Genomic DNA, 23,494 nt, shown 5'->3' on the forward strand with positions numbered 1-23,494 from the left:
ATCAAAGTCAACGATATAGACAAAATTTAGGTAGCCAAATGATCGACTCAGAAGGTTTCCGACCCAACGTCGGGATCATTTTGGCAAACGATGACGGACAAGTTTTATGGGCAAAACGCATTGGTCACAATGCTTGGCAATTTCCACAAGGAGGAATCCAATTTGGAGAAACCCCTGAACAGGCACTTTTTCGTGAACTGAGAGAAGAAGTCGGTTTATTGCCCGAACACGTCCAAATTATAGCGCAAACAAAAGGTTGGCTGCGTTATCGTTTGCCACATCGGTACATTCGGTCAGATTCAGATCCGGTATGTATTGGACAAAAGCAGAAATGGTTTTTACTGAAGCTAACGGCCTCGCCGCATCATATTCAGTTAAACCTATCAGACCCACCCGAATTCGATGAATGGCAATGGGTGAGTTACTGGTACCCATTGGGTCAAGTGGTCAACTTCAAACGCGATGTTTACCGTAAAGCTATGATGGAATTATGTTTACAACTACCTCAGCGCTAATTGTCATGAAATCATCATTTTAAGCAATGATTTTTGGCAACAGAGCTGTTATAACTAGGCCTATAACGATTCAATAAATTGGAGTAAACATCCATGTCAAACATGCAACTCGACACGCTTAGACGCATTGTGCAAGAAATCAATGCGTCCGTCAGTTTGCATGATTCCTTGGACATTATGGTCAATCATGTGGCCGATGCCATGCATGTGGATGTCTGTTCAATTTATTTATTGGACGAGCGTAATCGTCGTTATGTGCTGATGGCGTCTAAAGGATTAAAACCAGAGGCGGTTGGCACTGTATCGCTCAGTGTTGGCGAGGGTTTGGTTGGCTTGGTCGGTCAACGTGAAGAAATCGTCAACTTAGACAATGCACCTAAACATGAGCGATTCGCCTATTTACCTGAAACAGGTGAAGAGCTGTTCAACTCCTTCCTTGGCGTTCCAGTGATGTATCGCCGCAAGGTAATGGGTGTGTTGGTTGTTCAAAATAAAGAGTCTCAAGACTTTAGCGAAGCCGCTGAATCATTCTTGGTCACACTTTGTGCACAGCTCTCAGGTGTGATTGCCCATGCACATGCTGTGGGAAATATTGATGTGTTCCGTAAACCCAGCAATGGCCCGAGCTATAAAACCTTCCAAGGGGTATCAGGTGCAGGTGGTGTGGCCCTAGGTCGTGCCATTGTACTCTACCCTCCTGCTGACCTTGCTGCGATTCCAGATCGCGAAGCCGAAAACATCAGTGATGAATTAGAATTACTCGATCAAGCCATTGCAGCAGTTCGTCTTGAGATTCAATCCCTAGATGAAAAAATGCAAGATTCACTCATGTCGGAAGAACGTGCCTTATTTAGCGTGTTTTTACGTATGTTAGATGAAAATGCGCTACCGAGTGAAATCAAAGACCATATTCGTGCTGGCAGTTGGGCACAGGGTGCAGTACGCAAAGTCATCGACAAACATGTCGCGTTATTTGCACAAATGGAAGATGACTACCTGCGTGAACGTGTTTCTGATCTGAAAGATCTTGGGCGCCGAATCTTGGCTTGCTTGCAAGAAAACGATACCAGTCATCGTGAACTCAGCCCAGACAGTATTCTGATTGGCGAAGAGATCAGCACGGCAGCCTTGGTGGAATTGCCCGTGGATAATATTGCAGCGATTGTGACGTCTGAAGGCGCCGCCAACTCACATATGGTGATTGTTGCACGTGCCTTGGGCATTCCAACTGTGGTGGGGGTAACCGAGTTACCCATCACCACACTAGATGATATCGAAATGATTGTGGATGCCTATCAAGGACGTGTCTTCGTCAATCCACCGCGTCGTCTACGTCAACGTTATAAAGAAGTGCAAAAAGAAGAAGAGCAAATCGCCAAAGATTTGAAGCAATACGAAACCAAAGATGCCATTACCCCTGATGGCGTGTCGATTCCTTTATTCGTCAATACCGGTTTAATGATTGATGTGGTGCGTGGTGTACAACGAGGTGCCAAAGGTGTTGGTTTATATCGTAGTGAAATTCCATTCATGTTACGTGAGCGCTTCCCTGGCGAAGAAGAACAACGCGCCATCTATCGCCAACAATTAAGCCATTTTGCCAACAAGCCTGTGATTATGCGCACCCTCGATATTGGTGCGGATAAAGACTTACCGTATTTCAGTATTGAAGAAGAAAATTCAGCCTTGGGTTGGCGTGGCATACGCTTTACCCTTGATCATCCTGAAATTTTCTCTGCACAAATTCGTGCCATGCTCAAAGCCAGTATTGGTTTAAATAATTTGCATATCTTATTACCAATGGTGACCAGTGTCAGTGAAGTGGAAGAAGTACTGTATCTGTTAGAACGTGACTGGATTGCGGTACAAGAAGAAGAGCAAGTCAAAATCACCAAACCTAAAATCGGGATTATGGTTGAAGTACCAAGTGTACTTTTACAGATCGATGAATTTGCTGAACTGGTTGATTTCTTCTCGGTGGGCTCAAACGACTTAACTCAGTATTTACTGGCTGTAGATCGGAATAACCCGCATGTGGCCAACGTCTATTCGCATTTCCATCCATCGGTACTACGTGCGCTAAAACGTTTGGTTCAAGACTGTCATATCCATCAAAAACCAGTCAGCGTCTGTGGTGAAATGGCGGGCGATCCACTGTCTGCAATTTTATTGATGGCGATGGGTTTTAACACCCTTTCAATGAGTTCAAGCAATATTCTCAGAGTACGCAAAGCGATTTGTCATGTCCCAATGACTGATGCAAAAAAACTGTTGGATGATGTGCTGCAAATGAACAACCCACTGGTTATTAAAAGTTGGCTTGAACATTATTTCAAAACGCATGGTCTTGCCGATATGGTCAAATCCAATCGTATGCTCAATGTCTAAACTAGACATTTCAATATAAGACCAAGCATAAAAAAGGGCGATACTTTCAACAAGATCGCCCTTTTTCAATACATATGCTTATTTTACTGAGCGCAGGTAAATCTGCTGTTTACCGCCATTCAATGTCACGTTCGGAAATTTACGATCATAATCAATCACAATCGCATCTTTGCCAGTTAAATTCTTGGCATCTGATTCCCAAGTCACGTAGTATTTGATTTTAGCATCATCCCGAACTGAGGGTTGAAGAAGCTTACGGTGATCCGCAGGCACAGTAAAATCAACCGCAAATGGGACCTGAGAGATTTGAACTTTCTTCTGCTGAATCAAAGTCGCTGGAACATCTGCGATCTGACTGTCCACTGCATATAAGCTTACTGTACCCTGTTGTTGCGTTACCGCATAATTTCCTTGTCCAACAAACTCAACCTTCAAGGAATTTGCTTTAGTCTCATCTTTTTGTGGCATGGAAGTACAACCTGCTAAAACAGTTAAAGACAACCCGAAACTCAATGCTAACTTTTTCATTTTTTTAATCTCTTCAAAGATAAGCACAAAATAACATAGCAAGCGTAAAAATATTAAGGGTTTACATATTTACTACTGAGCATCTGCTTTTAGATAACAAGAAAACTATACTGAATAAATTCAGTCGTTTTAACAGTGCTCACTGAGTAAATTAATCAATTTTAAGACACATCAAAAACCATGAAAGAAATCAATCTAGGACTTTTTACATAACTCCAACAGGTAAAACAGTCCCTTTTATACAAGAACTAATATCTTCCTCACTTTTCAAAACAAACACTAGATTCAATTTCAACTAAAACCAAGTAAAGCAGTAAGTCTTTATTTTTTCGTTATCTTTTATCTTTTTTTAACAAATCTAACATTCAAAAAAGCGCAGTTCATGTTTAAGATTTAGACAGCTTCAATCGAATAAAGCATTTATGACATCAACTTTAATCCATTGGAAAAAAAGCTTTCATCAACCTAGAGTAAAAATACAAAGGATGTGAACTTGATCATTATAAATCGCACTTAGGCATCCGAAGTTTCGATACCCAATTTGCGCATGAGACAGTTAAACATTCATATCTTTGAACGGTCAAACAGTTGAGGTGACCTCACTCACGGGTCATCTTGATGGAGATAGAACATGAGCCAAGACGATAAAAAATGTCCTTATAGCCACTTAACTACTGACTTCGGCGCACCTGTCGTCGACAACCAAAATAGTATGACCGCAGGTGCTAGAGGACCATTATTAGCCCAAGATTTATGGCTGAATGAAAAACTTGCCAACTTTGTCCGTGAAGTGATTCCTGAGCGCCGTATGCATGCTAAAGGCTCAGGTGCATTTGGTACATTCACCGTAACCCATGATATTACTCAATATACCCGCGCTAAAATTTTTAGCGAAATCGGTAAAAAAACTGAAATGTTTGCACGCTTTACCACAGTTGCAGGTGAACGTGGTGCAGCAGATGCCGAACGAGACATCCGTGGTTTTGCTTTAAAATTTTATACTGAAGAGGGTAACTGGGACATGGTCGGGAACAATACCCCTGTGTTCTTCTTACGTGATCCACGTAAATTCCCAGATTTAAACAAAGCGGTAAAACGCGATCCTAAAACCAACATGCGTAGTGCAACCAACAACTGGGATTTCTGGACATTACTTCCAGAAGCATTACATCAAGTGACCATCGTCATGTCTGATCGTGGTATCCCTTCAAGCTACCGCCATATGCATGGTTTTAGTAGCCATACTTATAGTTTTATTAATGCTGCCAATGAGCGTTTCTGGGTGAAATTCCACTTTAGAACGCAACAAGGGATTAAAAACTTAACCGATGCAGAAGCTGGCGAATTGGTGGGTCAAGATCGTGAAAGTCATCAGCGTGATTTATTTGATGCGATTGAACGTCAAGACTACCCAAAATGGACGCTTTTTGTACAAATCATGCCAGAGCAAGATGCAGAGAAAGTTCCGTACCACCCATTCGATTTAACCAAAGTGTGGCCTCACGGCGACTACCCATTGATTGAAGTTGGTGAATTTGAACTAAATCGCAATTCAGAAAACTTCTTCTTGGATGTTGAACAATCTGCTTTCGCACCAAGCAACTTGGTACCAGGTATCAGTGTTTCACCAGACCGTATGTTACAAGCGCGTTTGTTTAACTACGCGGATGCTCAACGCTACCGTCTCGGTGTGAACTACCAACAAATTCCAGTCAATGCCGCACGTTGCCCTGTACACAGTAATCACCGTGATGGCCAAGGCCGTACCGATGCCAACTATGGTGGCTTACCACATTATGAGCCAAACAGCTTCGGTCAATGGCAAGAGCAGCCTCAGTACAAAGAGCCTCCATTGAAAATTAATGGCGATGCCGATTTTTGGGATTATCGTGAAGATGACAATGACTATTTCAGCCAACCACGTGCGTTGTTTGAATTGATGACACCTGAACAACAACAAGCACTGTTTGGTAATACTGCACGTGCGATGGGTGATGCTTTAGACTTCATCAAGTATCGCCACATCCGTAACTGCTATGCTTGCCATCCAGCTTATGGTGAAGGTGTTGCTACTGCACTAGGGCTTACTGTTGCAGATGCTCAGGCAGCACGTGAAACCGATCCAGCCCGTCATTTACCAAGCTTTCTGTAAACCTTAAATATTGAAATAAAAAGCCATCCGAGGATGGCTTTTTTTATGGAATTGGGTGACAATTTATTCAAAACAACATCAGAAAAATAACCATGCCAAAACCATTACAGCAACTGATTCAAACCAATAACATCATCTTGTTTGATGCAGAGTGTGTGCTGTGCTCAGCTTGGGCTGATTTTATGATTAAACATGATGTTGAGTATCTGTTCAAACTGGTCTCTGTTCAATCCAATATTGGACAGCAACTCCTCGCCTATTGCCATCTCCCTACTGATCATTTTGAAACAATGGTCTTACTGGAAAATGGTCAATGTTATACCGAATCGACCGCCTTTCTACGCATCGTTCAACGTCTAGATTCCCCTTACGCCAGTTTAAAATATGCGCGTATTATTCCTAAACTGATACGTGATTTTGCTTATCGTCGTATTGCGTTCAATCGTTATCGCCTATTTGGTAAAACCGAACAATGCTACCGAGTGACACCTGAAACTCAGCAGCACTTTCTATTGGATGAGATCTGAACATGAATAGCCTGAATCAGACGATTCAACAGATCTTAAGGTTTTGTCAGTTAATTATTGCAGTACTTTGGATTTATCAGGGGTTGATTCCCAAGTTAATTTTTCAGGTACAAGATGAGCAATATGTTTGGCAGCAACTCAATGTGCCTACGTCTTATATTGCATGGATGATTTCACTGTCGGGCATTGCCGAAATCATTTTTGGTAGTTTGTTTTTATTTTTAACTTACAAGTCTTTGCATTGGCTCAACATGATCAGCCTGATTGGGCTATTTATTTTCGTTTTGTGTATTTATCCCAATCAGATCTATCAAGCCTTTAATCCTGTGGTCATGAATATTGCTCTTGCGAGCCTTTCTGTGATTTCACTGTGGTGTATCAACGCACTACAAAATGCTAAGCACGAATAAAGTGCCCTTCACGAATGCAATAAAACGGGTTCACCAATTTCGAAGATGATTTCATGGCTTGCTGCAGTTCATGCTCAGGCGCATCACGATCTTCATCGGTCAGTTGAAAGGTTCGATAATGAATCGCCAAAGAACGGTGAGCATGTAAATCTAAATGAGCATGAAATGCGTCCTGTGGGTTCATATGCACATAGCGCATCAGCATGCGTGGTTCGTAAGCACCTATCGGCAATAACGCCACACGTGCATCACCATAACGCTCATGGATCTGTTTAAAGTGTGTGGAATAGCCCGTATCCCCAGCAAAGAAACAATGCCCTGTTTTAGCAAGCAAGGAAAAACCACCCCACAGTGCTCTATTTTGATCACGCACTCCACGCCCAGAAGTATGCTGTGCAGGTGTATAAGCGATCTTCAACTCATCATGAAATGGAATCTCCTGCCACCAATCCATTTCAATCACATGTAAGTGCTTTGGCAGATAATAGCCATTGCCTAAGCCCGTATAAATTGGCATTTCGAATTTCTGATGTAACCATTCTAAAGTCGCCAAATCCATATGATCATAATGATTGTGGCTTAACAAGACCCCATGAATGGTTGGAAGATGTTCTAGGGCAATGCCAGCAGGACAAACACGTTGTGGACCATTGCCCTGTTTGGGACTGACATATTCACACCAAACTGGATCGGTTAAAAAGTTATAAGGACCGATTTGAATGAGAACCGTTGCATGACCCACAAACCAGATTTGCCAATCATTCATATCTGCATGCGGACGGTTCTGTGGAAGTTCCAACATGTGATTCCGCATATTCCATTCATGCGAACGATCTACCGTCCACGTCGATGATTTACGTGTCGCCAGCCATTTGAGTAAACCTTTACGATCAAATGATGTTAAGGGTTTCTGTAAATTATAAAAACGGTCAATGCCACAATGATCAGAAGCCTCATGTGGAAAAGGAGGTTTCCCCCAAGTATGGCTCAAGCAAGATTGTGTCGGCAATTGGTAGGTTAATGTCGGCTTATCTTTCATGTAGGTCTTCTTTGGTGGAATCTCATCGCATGAGGTGAATGGTGTGATATCCCGTTTAGGTCATGGACTATTTTTTAACGCGACAGCCTTTCAAATCATAATGATTTTTTTTAGGATTCTCGTCTTATTCCAAATCACTATAATCGGTCTTTGATCCTAACATAAGCTTGTTAGTTATGCTGATTTTCTCTGGCAGAGTCAACACAATTTTACCGAACTAATAACGCACAATGACAATTCGAGCCAAGGGCTAAACCTCAGCTTTTGCGCTATTTATTTTATTTTATAAAAAACCATATTGTATATAAAACAACCTCAGATATAATGCGCCAACAACATGATATTCTTATCATGATAACGAGAAAAACAGTAAGACACTCTTGGATCAGTCTTATGGAATTACGTCATTTACGCTATTTCATTACCGTTGCTGAAGAGCTAAGTTTCAGTAAAGCAGCGCTTAAATTACACACGTCTCAACCTTCGCTCAGCCAGCAAATTAAAGATCTCGAAGATGATGTTGGCGTGCAACTATTGCATCGTACCAAGCGCAAAGTGGAGTTAACTGATGAAGGCCAAGTTTTTCTGGAACAAGCACGTTTAACCCTCACTCAAGCAGACAAAGCCATTACCATGGCGCGACAGGTTGCTGCAGCCAAAGTACAATGTTTAAAAATCGGTTTTGTCCCCTCTGCTGAAATTCGCATTTTCCCTTATATTTTGCCGCGTTTAAGAGTTCGTCTGCCCAAACTGCAAATTCGTACACTTAATCTTAAAGAAAGCGATCAAATCAATCTGCTTAAAAAAGGTGATTTAGACCTGATCTTTATTAATCAAAAATTTGAAAATGAAGCATTTACAAGTCAATTGATACTCAAAGAACCCTTGGTATTTATGCTACCGAAACAACATCCTTTGGCACAGCATACAGAGATCAACATTGCCCAATTACAGGATTTACCCCTGACCATTTTAACCCACAAGCTTTCTCAGCCTTTGGCACGAATCATTACCCAGTACATTAAACAGCAGCAGATTCATTTTCAAAGCATCGATGAAGCCAGCAACATTGCAGAGGCTATTCAAGCGGTCCATTCAGGGCATCGTTGTGCCATTTTACCTGCCTATATCCAAGCCTTAGCTACTGACCAAATTGTCGTCAGATCATTGCATCATCCGCTGCCCTGCCTCGATGTTTTTATGGGTTACCAAAAAAATGAATCGAACCTTGCCACACAGCAATTCCTAGAAGAAATTCGGCATATATTTGACTTAAATAACTCCCATTTGAATTTGCACTGAATTCCTCATAAATAAAAAAGCCGAATCAATCGGCTTCCTTATTCTTTAAGCAAAACCTATTGGTTTAGGCATTACTAAAAAATTCAGCAAATTTTTGATAGCTTGGTCGCTGCTTAATATTTTCTAAATACCGTTCAATGGCTGGATGTGACTGTACTTCCCCCATTTTAAGTTGCCAAAATAACATCGCAGCAACCGTGACATCCGCGGCAGTAAACTGCTCACCACATAAAAAGGGATCTACTTCGCTGAGACCTTGCACAAAAGCGTTATAGGCATCTTGATAATCACCATACCCCACAGAGCCTTTCTGATCAGGCTGCACCTCAACACCCAGCATTTTATTGGTTGAAGCAGCTTCCCAAGGCCCTGAGATAAAAAATAGCCAACGATAATACACACCACGTTTAGGATCATTCAGTGCAGGTGCCAAGCCTTTATCCGCAAATTTATCGGCCAGATAAGCACAAATTGCATCAAGTTCATAAACCACAATATCACCATCGACCAATACAGGTACTTTGCCAAATGGATTGATTTTTAAATACTCAGGCGCTTTCATCTCAGTTTGAAAAGCAACCTCGATACGTTCGCATTCAATGCCAAGCTCGATCAGCAGCCAGTCAACAACGACGCCACGCGAAAAACTATTGGTATAAAGTTTAAGTGCCATTTTGATATTTCCTTGGTGAGTTATTCTTATTTCAATGTAATAGTTTTGATTGTCAGTTTTTGTCAGTAGTCTCACGGCACATTTCCTGTGCCCACCACTGTTGAAATAATTGTTGTTTGAATTGCGGATACAGCTCCTGACTCAAGCTCAGCGCTCGAATCCGATCAATACGGAAGTGACGAAAACCTTTACGTAGCTCACACCATGCCGCCAATACGATTCGATCATTAAAATAACCTAGCGCAAATGGCCACAAAATACGAGAACTTACCCGTTGTTGTTCATCGGCATAATCTACGGTAATTTTTAACTGCTGACGGATGGCCAAACGCACTTGCTCCACCAAAGTTTCATCGACAGGTAACCAGACATTGATAGATCTTAAAGTGGTTTGTTCAAGTTGATGCTGACAATGCTCAGGCAGTACTGCATTGAGCTTTGCCAATACCGAAGTCGACGCCGATTTCAAGGCCAAATCAGGAATATCGCTCAACCAATTCAGTGCTAAAAAAATTGCTTCGATCTCGGTTTCATTTAATGTCATCGGTGGAAGCAGAAAATCTTGTTTCAGTTGAAACCCTAATCCAGCGGCAGCATCAATGCAAACACCCTGCTCACGCAAAGTTTCGATATCACGATAGACACTGCGCTGACTAATCTGTAAACGCTCTGCCAACACCTGCGCGGTCACAGGATAGCGATATTCTCTAAGTAGCTGTAATAGATTGAGCAAACGGATTGAACGACTCATATGGTCCCTATTGTTATTATGGATGATGGCAATGCGAACACTCCCACCATTGTCGTTTCATATGATTTGAATTGATTAACTCTCGGTTAAGGCAGCCACATTCAGCACACTTTGCAAATAAGCATGTAGATCCTGCACATTGTGCGCGATGGCCAAGGGTTGATATTGCTGCAAGGTTTCGATGCTATGCACACCATAACTCACCCCAATACGCGGCATATCCAGATTTCGAGCCATTTCTAGATCATAACTGGTATCACCCACCATAACAGCACGATCAGCAGCGACATCCAACTCAGTCAAAATTTCCTGCAGCATCAATGGATCTGGTTTGGATTTGGTTTCACTGGCTGCACGAGTAATATCAAAGATCTCATCGCTATTGGTTTGTGCCAAAACCCGATCTAAACCTTTACGACTTTTTCCTGTTGCCACAGCAAGCTTTAAACCTTGCTGTTTTAAATCAGTGAGCAGCTCTGCAACACCGCTAAACCACTCATCACCTTTGGAGTTTGCCACATAGTGATCCGCATAACATTGCAAAATATCTTGCTGTAAATGCGGAACTTGTGGAAACAGGATTTGCATGACTTCGGGCAAGCCTAGGCCAATAATGCTTTTTGCCGCATCATCCGTAAGAGGTTGTTCAAATTGCTGGGCTGCATATTGCAAGCTTGCTACGATTTGCCCAACCGAATCGAATAAAGTGCCATCCCAATCAAAAATCACCAGTTCGATATTTTGACTCATTTCTGCTTTCTCAACTGATCGATCACTTGTTGCATATCTTCAGGCATTGGCGCTTCAATGCTTGGATAGTTTGGAATCTCTAAACGCATGGCATGTAGACACAAACGACGTGCTTCAGGGCCTGCATATGGTGTGTTATGTCCATATTTATCATCCCCAACTAAAGGATGCCCAATACTTAAACCATGCACACGAATTTGATGGGTACGACCCGAAAGTGGAGAAGCATGCACCAAAGTTGCTGTTTTATAGCGTTCGACCACTTTCCAATCGGTCTTACTCGGCTTACCGTCTTTGGTCACACGGACACGACGTTCACCATTGGCTAGCTCATAACGTAACAACGGCGCATCAATCAGTTGCTGATCCAGACTAACTTGACCTTTGACAATTGCCGCATAAGTTTTTTGAATTTTATGCTCACGCAGCAAATCCTGTAGCAATTTTAAAGTGCTGCGCTTTTTACTGATCATGACCAAGCCTGAAGTATCACGGTCAATACGGTGGATCAATTCCAAGTATTTTTTACCTGTCGCCGCACGCAATGCTTCGATTAAGCCATAGGCCACGCCACTACCGCCATGCACCGCGATCCCTGACGGTTTATTAACGACCAATAGCCCTTCATCCTCATACACCACACGGCTGAGTAGACTTTGTGCCACGCCATCACTCACCGGTACCGCTGTTTCATCCTTTTGTTCATAGCGGATTGGTGCGACACGAATCTGGTCGCCTATCTTCAAACGTGTCTCTGCTTTTATTCTTTTTTTATTAACGCGTACTTGTCCTTCACGAACCAAACGGTAGATTCGACTCTTCGGTACACCTTTTAATCGGGTAAATAAAAAATTATCTATTCGCTGCCCGTCTTGATGCTCATCCACGTCAAACCAAGTGACACTTTGCCATTGTTGTGTAGAATTCATACGCTCGATTAATCCAAGATTTGTTAAATATGATTAAAAAATGATCATTTAGCTAAGTTATTTCACAAGAAACCTAAACTTAGCCCATAGGCAGATGCCGCAAGGTTTGATATATTCAGCGCACGGATACCACCGTAAGTGAGCATCAAATCAGAAATTTTATTTAGATAAAATTTTTAATCGATGAGATATTCACCAACAACTCGGATAGGTCCTAAAGAATTATGCCGACGCCGAAGGCTTATTATATCGGCAAAATGGCAAACTGTTGCGTTTAATTGTGCATATGCACATACAGTTTGTTCAGAAAAAATATGTCGCCAGCAATTTGCTGGTTATTAAACGTAAACTGATCCACATCAGACAATTTGCTCCCTGATGTCGCATTCAGGCTAAAGCGTTGATGCATTGGAACTGCTAAGCAGAGATACGATGATCATTCCGTATCAAGACTTCCAGATGGATCGACTTCAATGCTTAATGACAGTGAAAGTCACCATCCAATGCACCGCTCACCCGCCAGTGAAGCGTACAGGAAACTTTGATTATGTCGGATCTAGTGATATTTCACAGATGTAAGACATACATGAAATATCAACGGATTCAAGATTGAAGCAGTATTGCCGACATCGAAATAACCGTATCAAAACCCCAGCTGGATATTTACAGTCAGTGGTTTCAGAGCTTCCTACACAAAGTTGCTTCTGAGTCTTGATCGCGCCAATTTGATGTTTGCTCAAAAATATTGGGCTTGTTGTTTGTGTGCATCACTATTAGGTGTCACACCCATGAAACGTATGTTGATTAATGCAACCCACGCCGAAGAAGTTCGCGTTGCACTTATCACTGGTAATCGTCTTTACGATTTCGATTTAGAGAATCGTACTCGCGAACAAAAAAAATCAAATATCTATAAAGGTCATGTCACTCGCGTTGAACCGTCTTTAGAAGCGGTTTTCGTTGAGTACGGCGCACAGCGTCAAGGCTTTTTGTCTATGCGAGAAATTGCAAACTCGTATTTCAAAGCTGACCCTCGTCAAACCTCAAATATTCGTGAACTCATCACTGAAGGCACTGAATTACTGGTTCAAGTTGAAAAAGAAGAACGCGGCAACAAAGGTGCTGCCCTTTCTACTTTTATCTCACTTGCAGGTCGTTATTTGGTCCTCATGCCAAATAATCCAAAAGGTGGTGGTATCAGCCGTCAAATTTCGGGTTCAGTCCGTGAAGAGCTGAAAGAAATTTTAGCCTCTTTAAATGTACCGCGAGGCATGAGCGTGATCGTTCGTACTGCGGGTATTGGTCGTACACAAGAAGAGTTACAACTCGACTTACAACACTTACTCGATCTTTGGGCTCAAATCCAAGGTTCAGCAGGTTCTGGTCCATCACCAATGCTGGTTCACCAAGAAGCTGGTGTAGTGACACGCGCCATCCGTGATTATTTACGTGATGACGTGGCTGAAATCCTGATTGATAGCGAGCAAGCCTATAACGAAGCGTATAACTTCGTAAAAGCAGTGATGCCGCGTCAACTGGACAAACTCAAAACCTATACTTTAAATGAGCCACTATTTGCTCATTTTGGGATTGAAAGCCAAATCCAAACGGCTTATGAACGTGAAGTAAAACTTCCTTCTGGTGGTTCAATCGTCATCGACCAAACTGAAGCTTTGGTTTCAATCGATATTAACTCGGCGAAATCAACCCGCGGTCATGATGTTGAAGAAACAGCTTTAAATACCAACTTAGAAGCAGCCGAAGAAATCGCACGTCAACTTCGTTTACGCGATATTGGTGGCTTAGTGGTAATCGACTTCATCGACATGACCAAAGACCGTAACCAGCGTATGGTTGAAGCGAAATTACGTGAAGCAACGCAAAGCGATCGCGCACGTATTCAGTTCGGTCAACTTTCACGTTTTGGTCTGATGGAAATGAGCCGTCAACGTTTACGTCCTTCGTTAGAAGAAGCGACTGGCTACGTTTGCCCACGCTGTCATGGCACGGGTATGGTACGTGACTTACGTTCACTATCACTTTCGATTATGCGTAAGGTTGAAGAAATTGCTTTACGTGAACGTCAAGGTGAAGTTCAAGTCGAAGTCCCTGTGGAAATTGCGGCATTCTTATTGAATGAAAAGCGTCACAGCCTGGTTTACCTTGAGCAAACTTCGAATGTTCGTGTGACGGTATTGCCTCACCCTCACTTAGAAACACCACATTACCAGATCCAGTTCAATCCAGATGGTTTTGCCCCTTCTAGTTATGAACGTACAGAAGCAACTCGTTCAAGCGAAAAAGAATTGGGTTATGAATCTTCTGACTGGCATTTAGAAGATGCAGAGCACCATCATGCTGCACCTGCACAAAATCAGGCAGCGTCACCACAGAAGAAAGTAACCCAGCAACACGCTGCGCAAGCAAAACAGACTCAAGCAACGGCACAAAAGTCAGCGAGTCCTTGTGCTTGGTTAGAGAACTTATTTGTTCAAAAACAAGCGCAAACCACTGATCAATCTCGTTCTGCGCAAAATGCAGCAGCCGCGATTGAACAAATGGTGAATAACGGTGCAGTGAGCCGTGGTCAGTTTGGTCAAGTAAATACACCAGCAATCGCTGAAGTTACTGCGCCAACTGCAAACAATGCTTATATTTCACAAAGCCCTGTGAAACAAGAAGCGCGTGAAACATTTGAGAAAGACGAAAAATCGCATCGTCCAAATCAAAACCAGAAGAAACGCAAGCACAAAGAACAACGTGAGCAACATGCACATGCGCATGAACAACAAAATCAAGTGCATGAAGAAGTCGTTCAACTGTCACGTCAAGAACAGCGCCATGAGCAACGTGAGCTAAAACGTCAACAAAAACGTCAGCAGCCACAAGAATCTCAAAACCAGCAACAGCATCATGATGCTGCTCAAGGTAATGAGTCTGCGCCTTTACCACGTCGTGACCGTAACCAACAACGTCCAAATCGACCAAACCGCCATCGTGACCAGAGTGTGTTAAATGAAACACCGACGGCTGCACCTGAAGCTGTGGCAAATCCACAACAAGTCAAAGTGGATGTGGTCGACGCACCTCGCAGCGAACCAATGAACACAGCGCTCGTTGTGAATATTGATCAAGGTCAAAGTGAAATTGTTGCATTAAATCCACAACAGGCAACAGCGCCAGCTGCTAAAGCAGAAAAAGCAAAACCTGTTGTAGAAAAAGTTGAAACACCTGCGCCAGCTCAAGTAGAACAAGCGACTACTGAAAAGGCACCAGTTGAAGAAACTGCACAAGCACCTGCGCAACGTGCCAGCAATGATCCACGTTCACGTCGTCGTCAGCGTAATCACCAAACTGCACCGAAAACGGCTACAGTAAAAATTGCACTATCGCAGACACCTACGTTGGGGCAATATACGCTGGGTAGCTTGATTCGTCATGTCTATGGTGATGATTGCACCATTCTGATTGAGCAATTTGGCTTAGTGACAACCTTCAACCGCGCTTTACAAAAGTTCGCTGAACAATATGCAAGTAGTTTAGTGACTGAAACCGTAGTTAAAGAAGACAAACGTCCTGTCACACGTGATGCTGAACTTCCAACTCAGAAGCCAACTGAAGAAGCTGAACCAGCACCAGTGTTAGCATTAACACCGCCGGATGCAGCGGCAGTTCGTGTTGCCAATGACCCGCGTGAACGTCGTCGTTTAGCGAAAATGGCTGCGGAGCAGGCAAAAGAAGCACATGTTGCCTCAAATGTGACGCCAGCTGCTGTAGAAACGACTGAGTCGAAAGAAGAAGTGAAACAAGCAGACGATGCGGTTGTCGCAGAAGCAGCAGCAACTGCACCAGAGCAACAACCTTTAGAACTTGCCAGTACAGAGGCTGTAGCTGAAGTTGCACCAGTTGAGGCTGAAGCAGTCGAACCTGCTGTAATTGCTGAAGTTGAAACCGTGACCGAAACTGTTGCAGAAGTTACTGAACCTGCTCAAGCTGTTGAAAAAGCTGAAGATGCGACAACTGCAACAGAAGCAGAATTGGATGATGAAGCAGCGAAAGCGGAAAAAGAGAAATCGAACCGCCCTCCTCGCCGTCCACGCGGACGTCCGCCAAAAAAGACCACAGCTGAGTGAGTAATTTGCTAAATTGCACTCAATAAGGCGAAGCCTAGTCATTTCGATGACTAGGCTTTTTTGTTATTTTGTCAAATTAGGTTGATTGCTCTAGGCACTTACCATTACAAAACAGCATTAACAAAATGGTGTGAATGGTTGTGTTCTAACGGATAGCCATTTCTTGGATTGATCGAAAAATAAATAGGATTGATATGAGCCAAACTACGCAGACCGATATTATTACCCTTGGTGATGTCGCTACTCGACTTCCTAACTTCATCACTAAAGTACCTCATATCCTCAATGGTCTTAAACAAGCATATTTGCGAACGCCAACATCACCTGCTGGTTTAGGTATTGCCTTTGAAAAAGCAGTCAAGCGTAACCCTCAAGGCATCGCACTGTTATTTGAAGATCAAAGCTATAGCTATCAAGCACTCAATGAATGGGCAAACCAGATTGCCCATTACTATTTATCGCTTGGGGCAAAGAAAGGTGATGTCATTGCAGTGATGGTTGAAAACCGTCCTGAGCTGATTGTCAGCATCGTTGCTTTAGCAAAAATTGGAGTCACAATTGCACTTGTGAATACCTCACAAGTCGGGAAAGTGCTCGCACACAGTATTAACTTGGTCAATCCAATTGCCGTAATTGCAGGGGAAGAAGTCCGCGCTGCAATTGATGAAGCACGCCAAGATTTAAAGGTAGCTCAAGATCGTTTCCACTGGTTTGCTGACCAAGAAACGCGTAAACATGCAGGAACGGCACCAGAAGGCTACGTCAATCTAGCGCTACAAATTGACCAGTTCCCGAAATTCAACCCATCAACCACACGTACCGTGACAGGTAAAGATGGACTGTTCTATATATATACCTCAGGTACAACAGGTTTACCAAAAGCCGTTATTTTCACACATAGCCGCTGGACGCTGGCATATGGCACTTATGGTCATATCCTTAATCTAGGTAAAGATGATGTGATGTATGTCACCCTTCCGCTTTACCATGCTACAGGTGTAGTCGTGTGCTGGTGTGGCGTGATTGCTGGCAGTGCAACACTTGCGGTACGTCGTAAATATTCAACCAGTGCATTCTGGAAAGATGTACAAAAATTCAATGCCTCTGCAATTGGTTATGTCGGTGAACTGTGTCGTTATCTCATCGATGCGCCTGCAACAGAAGAAGATCGTGCACACCGCGTGACCAAGATGATCGGTAATGGCATGCGTCCGAATATCTGGGGCAAATTTAAAGAACGCTTTGGTGTTGAAGAAGTACTTGAACTTTACGCATCTAGCGAGGGTAACGTTGGTTTTAGCAATATCTTCAACTTTGACAACACCGTAGGCTTCTCTCCAACGCCATATGCGATCGTTGAATTCGACAAAGAAAAGAATGAATTAGTCCGCGATAAGAAAGGTCACTGTAAGAAAGTGAAAACAGGTGAAGTCGGTCTACTGATTGGTAAGATCACCAGCCGTTCACCATTCGATGGCTATACCGATCCTGAGAAGAATAAATCTGTGATCTTGAAAGATGTGTTTACTCAAGGTGATTCATATTTCAACACTGGTGACTTGGTTCGTGATATTGGTTTCCGCCATGCGCAGTTTGTGGACCGTCTGGGAGATACTTTCCGTTGGAAAGGTGAAAACGTTTCAACCACAGAAGTTGAAAACATGGTCTGCGAGTATGAAAAGATCGTAGAGGCCGTGGTCTACGGCGTGGAAATTCCAAATACCAATGGTCGCGCAGGTATGGCAGCGATTACTTTGGTTGATGGTGCAGAACTCAATGAAGCGGATTTAAGCGACATGGTCAATGTGTTTAAAAAATGCTTACCATCTTATGCCATTCCTGTTTTCTTACGTGTTCAAGAGAAAGTTGAAACCACAGGTACATTTAAATACCAGAAGAATAAACTGAAAGAAGACGGCTTTAATCCAAGCAAAACTTCTGAACGTTTACTTGTTTTATTACCAGGTGCAAGCAGCTATAGTGATGTAAATACTGAAATCTTTGATAATATTCAAAGCTATCAATACCGTTTCTAGTTTATTTTTTAGCTAAACAAGAGGAAATCGTGCTTTTTATAAACAATCATGCACATGTTTTTAAATTTCCTCTTGTGTTAGCTGAATAAGTTGCTAGAATACGCAACATCAAAACGAAGACGCATTTAGAACGAATTAGTTTTTCTTGCGAAGCTTGTTTAAACACTTGCTTAGGGTCGTTAGCTCAGCTGGTAGAGCAGCGGACTTTTAATCCGTTGGTCCCGCGTTCGAATCGCGGACGACCCACCATCTTATGTTTTGATAATCCTGAAAAGGATTGATAACCGAAAGTTATCAAGATTTGTAAGACTACGCGCTTTGCTTGTCTTGCAACAATTTTAGAGTGTTACTCTAAAATTCTTTCAGGGTCGTTAGCTCAGCTGGTAGAGCAGCGGACTTTTAATCCGTTGGTCCCGCGTTCGAATCGCGGACGACCCACCAAATTCTAAAAAGCCTCATCACGATTGATGAGGCTTTTTTATTGTCTGCCCAATTTCTTTCAAAAAAATGACAGACCTATTTGAATTGCTTTAAGCATCCATGCTTAAAGCATTACGGACATTTAATTATAAAAATTTTTCTAGGACTGAATTTAAAAAAATATGTCCCTGCTCTGTACATGCAATTCGATTCATATCGGCCAGTAATAGTTTTTTCTCACGTAACTGATTCAGTGTTTCATTCAGTTCATTCAAATCTAACCCAGTACGCTGCGGATAAAATTCAGCAGCAACGCCTTCATTTAAGCGCAAAGCGTTCATCATAAACTCAAATGGCAATTCATCGGCTTCAATCCGTTTCATCTGTACATGTTCAGCAGGAACTTTGGCTAAATAGTCTTTTGGCAAACGAGTTTTCTGAAAACGATAAATTCCATCTGGTCGGGTGACTTTGCCATGTGCACCTGCACCAATCGCCAGATAATCACCAAATTGCCAATAATTTAAGTTATGTGCAGATGGCTGTTCTTTACGCCATGCTGAAACTTCATAATTCACATAACCATTGGCTTTTAAATACGCCTCACCTTGTTCTTGAATATGTTCTAAAACTTCGTCTTGTGGTAATACCGGCTGAGTGCGGAAAAAAACAGTATTTGGCTCAATGGTAAGTTGGTACCAACTAATATGTGTTGCACCCTGCTCCACAGCTAATTTTAGGTCGGTTAAGGCCTGTTCCTCAGTCTGTTGTGGTAAACCATGCATAAGATCAACATTAACGCGCTCAAAGCCTGCCTGACGCGCCTGCTGAATTGCATCCAATGCATTATTGGCTGAGTGGATACGACCTAAGCGCTGTAAATGTTCAGGATCAAAACTTTGCACGCCCAGTGATAAACGATTAATCCCCACCGCCAGATAATCAGCAAATGGATCATGCTCAACTGTCCCAGGATTGGCTTCCAGTGTAATTTCACAGTCGTCTTCGAAGTCTAAACGTGCTTTGAGTTGATCAAACAACCATTGATAACCTTGTGCAGAAATCAGTGACGGCGTACCACCACCAATAAACACACTATGAATCGATCGACCTTGCGCCATTTCAATCTGAGTCTCAAAGTCAGCCACCAATGCAGCAAGATATTGCTGTTCCAAATCCAGTGACAATTGCCCATCAGGGACAGCGTGTGAGTTAAAGTCACAATAAGGACATTTACGTACACACCACGGCATATGGATATACAAAGACAGTGGGATATTTGCAGGATTTAACAGACTCAAAATACAAGCTCAATGACAGAACCTGACTATTTTAACATGAGTCGACTCAGTACAGTTGCAGCTTCAATACGGTATACAACTTATCATCCCCTACGTATTCAGTTAGACTGAAAGCATAAAGAACAATTAGACCGATAATATGATGAAAATTTCCAGCCAATTGCTATTTATTCTGCCCCTAGCTTTAGGGATTGGAATTGCAATGGCCTTTCAAACGGCAATCAATGCACAACTCCGAGAGTATCTGAACTCCCCCTTACAAGCCGCATTACTTTCCTTTTTGATTGGGACGATTATTCTAGCCCTATTGGTTTATTTCCAAGGTGCAGATAAACCCAATTTAAGTGAACTTTCACAAATTCCATGGTTTCTCTGGTTAGGTGGATGCCTTGGGGTTTATGCAATCAGTATGAGCATTTATACTGCACCTAAACTTGGTTTTCTAACTTTCTCAGGTTTAGTAATTTTTGGGCAATTGATGATTTCCATGCTCATCGACCACTTTGGCTGGTTAGGAACAGAAAAAACACCGATCAACTGGCAACGCCTACTCGGTAGTATTGTAATTTTTATTGGTGTGCTATTAACACTACAACGTTAATTCTCCCTCATTTTAATAAGAGTATTTTTTGTGTCCCATGCCACAACCAAACGCTTTGAACTCAAACAGCTATTTCATTTGATGTTTCCAATCCTGATTACACAGTTTGCGCAAGCTGGATTAGGTTTAATTGATACCATTATGGCGGGACATCTGTCTGCCACGGACTTGGCCGCGATTGCCGTGGGTGTTGGTCTATGGATTCCTGTCATGCTGCTTTTTGCAGGGATTATGTTGGCAACAACACCTCTAGTGGCTGAGGCGCGTGGTGCAAGAACACCCGAGAAAATTCCAACCATTGCTCGTCAATCCTTATGGGTTGCTGTCATTCTCGGTATCGTTGCCATGTTGATTCTGCAATGTATGCCAATGTTTCTGCCACTGTTAGGTGTGCCTGAAAGCTTAATACCCAAAGCAAGCCTGTTCTTACATGCAATTGGCTTTGGTATGCCTGCAGTGATGATGTATGCCGCACTACGCAGTTATTCTGAAGCGCTGGGACATCCACGCCCAGTGACGGCCATTAGCTTGATTGCCTTACTGGTATTAATTCCCCTGAACTTTATCTTTATGTATGGCTTTGGGCCAATTCCGGCATTAGGCAGCGCAGGTTGTGGTTTTGCAACGGCGATCTTGCAATGGCTGATGTTTATCACTTTAGCCATTTATATTTCCAAAGCCAAAGCCTATCAACAGGCACCGATCTTCACCAAATGGGAAAGAATTGATCCAGTTTGGATTAAACGCATTTTAAAACTGGGTTTACCCATTGGGCTTGCTGTATTTTTTGAAGTCAGTATTTTCAGTACAGGTGCGATTGTATTGGGGCCACTGGGTGAAAATGCCATTGCAGCCCATCAGATTGCGATTTCAGTCACTTCTCAGCTGTTTATGATCCCGCTGTCCTTAGCCATTGCCTTGACGATTCGTGTTGGCATGTATTACGGCGAACAAAACTGGCATGCAATGCGTCAAGTACAAATTGTGGGATTGATTACGGCCACGATCTTTGCTGCCTTGACCATGACACTGATTGCGCTTGCGCGCCCCTATATCGTGGCGATCTATACCACGGATATCAATGTCATTCCTGTGGCAATGTACCTGCTCTGGTTCGCGATGGCTTATCAGTTGATGGATGCATGGCAGGTCAGTGCCGCTGGGTGCTTACGTGGCATGCAGGACACTCAAGCGCCAATGTGGATCACCTTAATGGCGTATTGGGTGGTGGCCTTCCCGATCGGCCTATACCTTGCGCGCTATACAGTGTGGGGCGCTGCTGGTGTCTGGCTCGGCCTGATTATCGGTTTAACGATTGCCTGTGTGTTGCTGATCGGCCGTTTATATTTAAACAATAAACGTTTGGCTCAGCGCGTAAATCTCAATCCATAAAAATAAAACCGCATTTAGCATTATAGATTCAGGGCAGTACGGATGCTGCTCTTGAATTTATGCGCTCATCAATACCTCCATTTTTGCCCCCTTCACCGCATACTTACATCACTTAACATTTTGGTATAGGCAATTTAAGTTTTGTCGCCTATGATCAAAGCATCACTTTGAAACTGGATCACCCGAGGTCAAGTCCATATGGCAAAACATGCAAGCTCTCCCAGTAAGCGTTTTTTTAAACTGGCTGGCATGACCGCAAGTATTGCCAGCAAAAGCGTTGCCAACTCCATTCGCAATCTCACCGCAGACGAAGAACAAAAAAATGCTGCACGCAGCAAACTGTTCCAAGACATCGGCTTACAAATTGCCGATACCTTAGGCGAAATGAAAGGTGCGGTGATGAAAGTCGGGCAAATTGCCTCGCAATATAAAGATATCTTCCCACCAGAAGTCGCGAAAGCCATTGCCAAACTACAACGCCAAGCCCCTGCCATGCCTTTTGCAGCGATCCAGCAACAAGTTGAAAAAGAGTTAGGCAAACCTTTAAACCAGATTTTTAGTTCCTTTGAAGCAGAACCTTTTGCTGCTGCCTCAATTGGTCAAGTCCATCGTGCAGTGCTGCCAAATGGGCAATCTGTTGTGGTGAAAGTGCAATATCCTGGGGTGGATCAAGCCTGTGAAAGTGATTTAAAACAGGTGCGTCTGGCTTTACGCTTAATGGGCGTGTTAAAAATTGATAAAAAGTTGCAAGATCAACTGTTTCAGGAAATCCAAGACAGTTTATCTGCCGAACTGAATTATGAAATTGAAGCACAAAACTTAGAAGTCTTTAAAACCTTCCATGAAAAGCTGGATGGTCAAATCATCATCCCAACCGTGTATAAAGACTATTCATCGCGTCGGGTGCTAACGCTCAGTCTTGAACAAGGTGAATCCATCGAAACCGCCAGCACATGGTCGGTTGAAACCCGTAACCAAATTGGGCGTCGTCTGATTCGTGCTTTAGGACAGGAAATGTTTTTCTTGAAACGTTTCCATTGTGATCCACATCCTGGAAATTTTGCTTTTCGTGAAGATGGCAGCGTGATTATTTATGATTACGGCAGCGTTAAAACCCTTTCACCTGAAATCATCCAGCACTTCAAAGCACTGGTAAATGCAGCCCGCCAAGAGAATATTGCTCAGGTTGAAGACCTACTGGTTGAACTACATTCGATTGCTGAGAAACAGAAATTCCCAAGCGAACTGTATACGCAATGGATTGAAATCCTGTTGCGCCCATTAAGTACCCATTATGACTTTGCCAAGAACTCATCGCATCACGATGGCATGCTGTTAGTGAAAAAATCCCTGAAATACTGGGATGTATTTAAACCCTCTCCAGACACCTTGATGGTCAATCGAACCATTTCAGGCCATTACTGGAACCTGATTCACCTCAAAGTGCATGACAATCTCAATGATTTATTTGAAGAATTGGTCCCGAACTAAACTTCATAAAAAGCCAATCAGATGATTGGCTTTTTTATTTCATTCATATTCAAACTTTTAACAAATCAAATGGCTTGAGCAAAGTTCCATATCTCATGCTCGCGGATTCATTGTTTACAAATAAATTTCAAAAAAACTTGAAATGAATAAGATTGA

General features: G+C 42.8%; 18 protein-coding genes and 2 tRNA genes. 13 read left to right on the top strand and 7 right to left on the bottom strand.

Annotated elements, in window-relative coordinates:
* Positions 1-38 precede the first annotated feature (38 nt).
* Complete coding sequence (locus F896_RS01815) at positions 39-515, top strand: RNA pyrophosphohydrolase (protein ID WP_004656060.1); 477 nt, start codon at positions 39-41, stop codon at positions 513-515.
* 93 nt (positions 516-608) lie between these two features.
* Entirely contained in the window at positions 609-2,903 is a 2,295-nt protein-coding gene (ptsP, locus tag F896_RS01810) for a phosphoenolpyruvate--protein phosphotransferase (protein ID WP_016165012.1), read from the top strand.
* Positions 2,904-2,981: 78 nt separating this feature from the next.
* Here ptsP and F896_RS01805 read toward each other — a convergent pair whose 3' ends face one another.
* On the bottom strand, positions 2,982-3,431 hold the full coding sequence (locus F896_RS01805; RefSeq protein WP_016165013.1) for a hypothetical protein: 450 nt from the start codon (positions 3,429-3,431) through the stop codon (positions 2,982-2,984).
* Between the two features lie 631 nt (positions 3,432-4,062).
* On the opposite strand from F896_RS01805, the gene F896_RS01800 reads away from it, so the two are divergent.
* From F896_RS01800 to F896_RS01790, 3 genes are all read left to right on the top strand, one after another.
* On the top strand, positions 4,063-5,583 hold the full coding sequence (locus tag F896_RS01800) for a catalase (protein WP_016165014.1): 1,521 nt from the start codon (positions 4,063-4,065) through the stop codon (positions 5,581-5,583).
* A gap of 92 nt (positions 5,584-5,675) precedes the next feature.
* Positions 5,676-6,110 carry a thiol-disulfide oxidoreductase DCC family protein gene (locus F896_RS01795; protein ID WP_016165015.1) on the top strand — a complete coding sequence of 145 codons (435 nt, stop codon included), beginning with the start codon at positions 5,676-5,678 and terminating at the stop codon, positions 6,108-6,110.
* Between the two features lie 2 nt (positions 6,111-6,112).
* Positions 6,113-6,520 carry a DoxX-like family protein gene (locus F896_RS01790; protein WP_016165016.1) on the top strand — a complete coding sequence of 136 codons (408 nt, stop codon included), beginning with the start codon at positions 6,113-6,115 and terminating at the stop codon, positions 6,518-6,520.
* Here F896_RS01790 and F896_RS01785 read toward each other — a convergent pair.
* Positions 6,507-7,559 (bottom strand): MBL fold metallo-hydrolase, encoded by a 1,053-nt coding sequence (locus F896_RS01785; protein WP_016165017.1) that lies wholly within the window; start codon positions 7,557-7,559, stop codon positions 6,507-6,509. The genes F896_RS01790 and F896_RS01785 overlap by 14 nt on opposite strands.
* A gap of 393 nt (positions 7,560-7,952) precedes the next feature.
* Here F896_RS01785 and F896_RS01780 point away from each other — a divergent pair, with 393 nt between their 5' ends.
* Positions 7,953-8,861 (top strand): LysR substrate-binding domain-containing protein, encoded by a 909-nt coding sequence (locus F896_RS01780; RefSeq protein WP_016165018.1) that lies wholly within the window; start codon positions 7,953-7,955, stop codon positions 8,859-8,861.
* 64 nt (positions 8,862-8,925) lie between these two features.
* Here F896_RS01780 and F896_RS01775 read toward each other — a convergent pair whose 3' ends face one another.
* The 4 genes from F896_RS01775 to F896_RS01760 all read right to left on the bottom strand — a co-directional run bounded on the left by F896_RS01775 (position 8,926) and on the right by F896_RS01760 (position 11,964).
* Entirely contained in the window at positions 8,926-9,534 is a 609-nt protein-coding gene (locus F896_RS01775) for a glutathione S-transferase family protein (RefSeq protein WP_016165019.1), read from the bottom strand.
* 52 nt (positions 9,535-9,586) lie between these two features.
* Positions 9,587-10,285: a helix-turn-helix transcriptional regulator gene (locus tag F896_RS01770; protein ID WP_016165020.1), complete on the bottom strand. Its 699-nt coding sequence runs from the start codon at positions 10,283-10,285 to the stop codon at positions 9,587-9,589.
* A 75-nt stretch (positions 10,286-10,360) separates the two neighbouring features.
* Positions 10,361-11,035, bottom strand: a complete 675-nt coding sequence (locus tag F896_RS01765) for an HAD-IA family hydrolase (protein ID WP_016165021.1) — start codon at positions 11,033-11,035, stop codon at positions 10,361-10,363.
* Positions 11,032-11,964 (bottom strand): RluA family pseudouridine synthase, encoded by a 933-nt coding sequence (locus tag F896_RS01760; protein WP_016165022.1) that lies wholly within the window; start codon positions 11,962-11,964, stop codon positions 11,032-11,034. The genes F896_RS01765 and F896_RS01760 overlap by 4 nt, the downstream gene beginning before the upstream one ends.
* A gap of 788 nt (positions 11,965-12,752) precedes the next feature.
* On the opposite strand from F896_RS01760, the gene F896_RS01755 reads away from it, so the two are divergent.
* From F896_RS01755 to F896_RS01740, 4 genes are all read left to right on the top strand, one after another.
* The gene (locus F896_RS01755) at positions 12,753-16,097 is read left to right on the top strand and encodes an Rne/Rng family ribonuclease (protein ID WP_016165023.1); all 3,345 of its coding nucleotides are present in this window, start codon (positions 12,753-12,755) and stop codon (positions 16,095-16,097) included.
* Positions 16,098-16,291: 194 nt separating this feature from the next.
* Positions 16,292-18,133, top strand: a complete 1,842-nt coding sequence (locus F896_RS01750) for a long-chain-acyl-CoA synthetase (RefSeq protein WP_016165024.1) — start codon at positions 16,292-16,294, stop codon at positions 18,131-18,133.
* 173 nt (positions 18,134-18,306) lie between these two features.
* Positions 18,307-18,382, top strand: a tRNA-Lys gene (locus tag F896_RS01745).
* A 116-nt stretch (positions 18,383-18,498) separates the two neighbouring features.
* Positions 18,499-18,574 (top strand) — tRNA-Lys (locus F896_RS01740).
* Between the two features lie 125 nt (positions 18,575-18,699).
* On the opposite strand, the gene hemW is transcribed toward F896_RS01740, so the two are convergent.
* Positions 18,700-19,854 (bottom strand): radical SAM family heme chaperone HemW, encoded by a 1,155-nt coding sequence (hemW, locus tag F896_RS01735; protein ID WP_016165025.1) that lies wholly within the window; start codon positions 19,852-19,854, stop codon positions 18,700-18,702.
* A gap of 139 nt (positions 19,855-19,993) precedes the next feature.
* Here hemW and F896_RS01730 point away from each other — a divergent pair, with 139 nt between their 5' ends.
* The 3 genes from F896_RS01730 to F896_RS01720 all read left to right on the top strand — a co-directional run bounded on the left by F896_RS01730 (position 19,994) and on the right by F896_RS01720 (position 23,338).
* Positions 19,994-20,455: a DMT family transporter gene (locus F896_RS01730; protein ID WP_016165026.1), complete on the top strand. Its 462-nt coding sequence runs from the start codon at positions 19,994-19,996 to the stop codon at positions 20,453-20,455.
* 30 nt (positions 20,456-20,485) lie between these two features.
* Entirely contained in the window at positions 20,486-21,847 is a 1,362-nt protein-coding gene (locus F896_RS01725) for an MATE family efflux transporter (protein ID WP_016165027.1), read from the top strand.
* Between the two features lie 198 nt (positions 21,848-22,045).
* Positions 22,046-23,338 carry an ABC1 kinase family protein gene (locus F896_RS01720; RefSeq protein WP_016165028.1) on the top strand — a complete coding sequence of 431 codons (1,293 nt, stop codon included), beginning with the start codon at positions 22,046-22,048 and terminating at the stop codon, positions 23,336-23,338.
* The last annotated feature ends 156 nt before the right edge of the window (positions 23,339-23,494 follow it).

The sequence above is a fragment of the Acinetobacter genomosp. 15BJ genome (assembly GCF_000400715.1).
In the GTDB taxonomy this organism is placed as follows: Bacteria; Pseudomonadota; Gammaproteobacteria; order Pseudomonadales; family Moraxellaceae; genus Acinetobacter.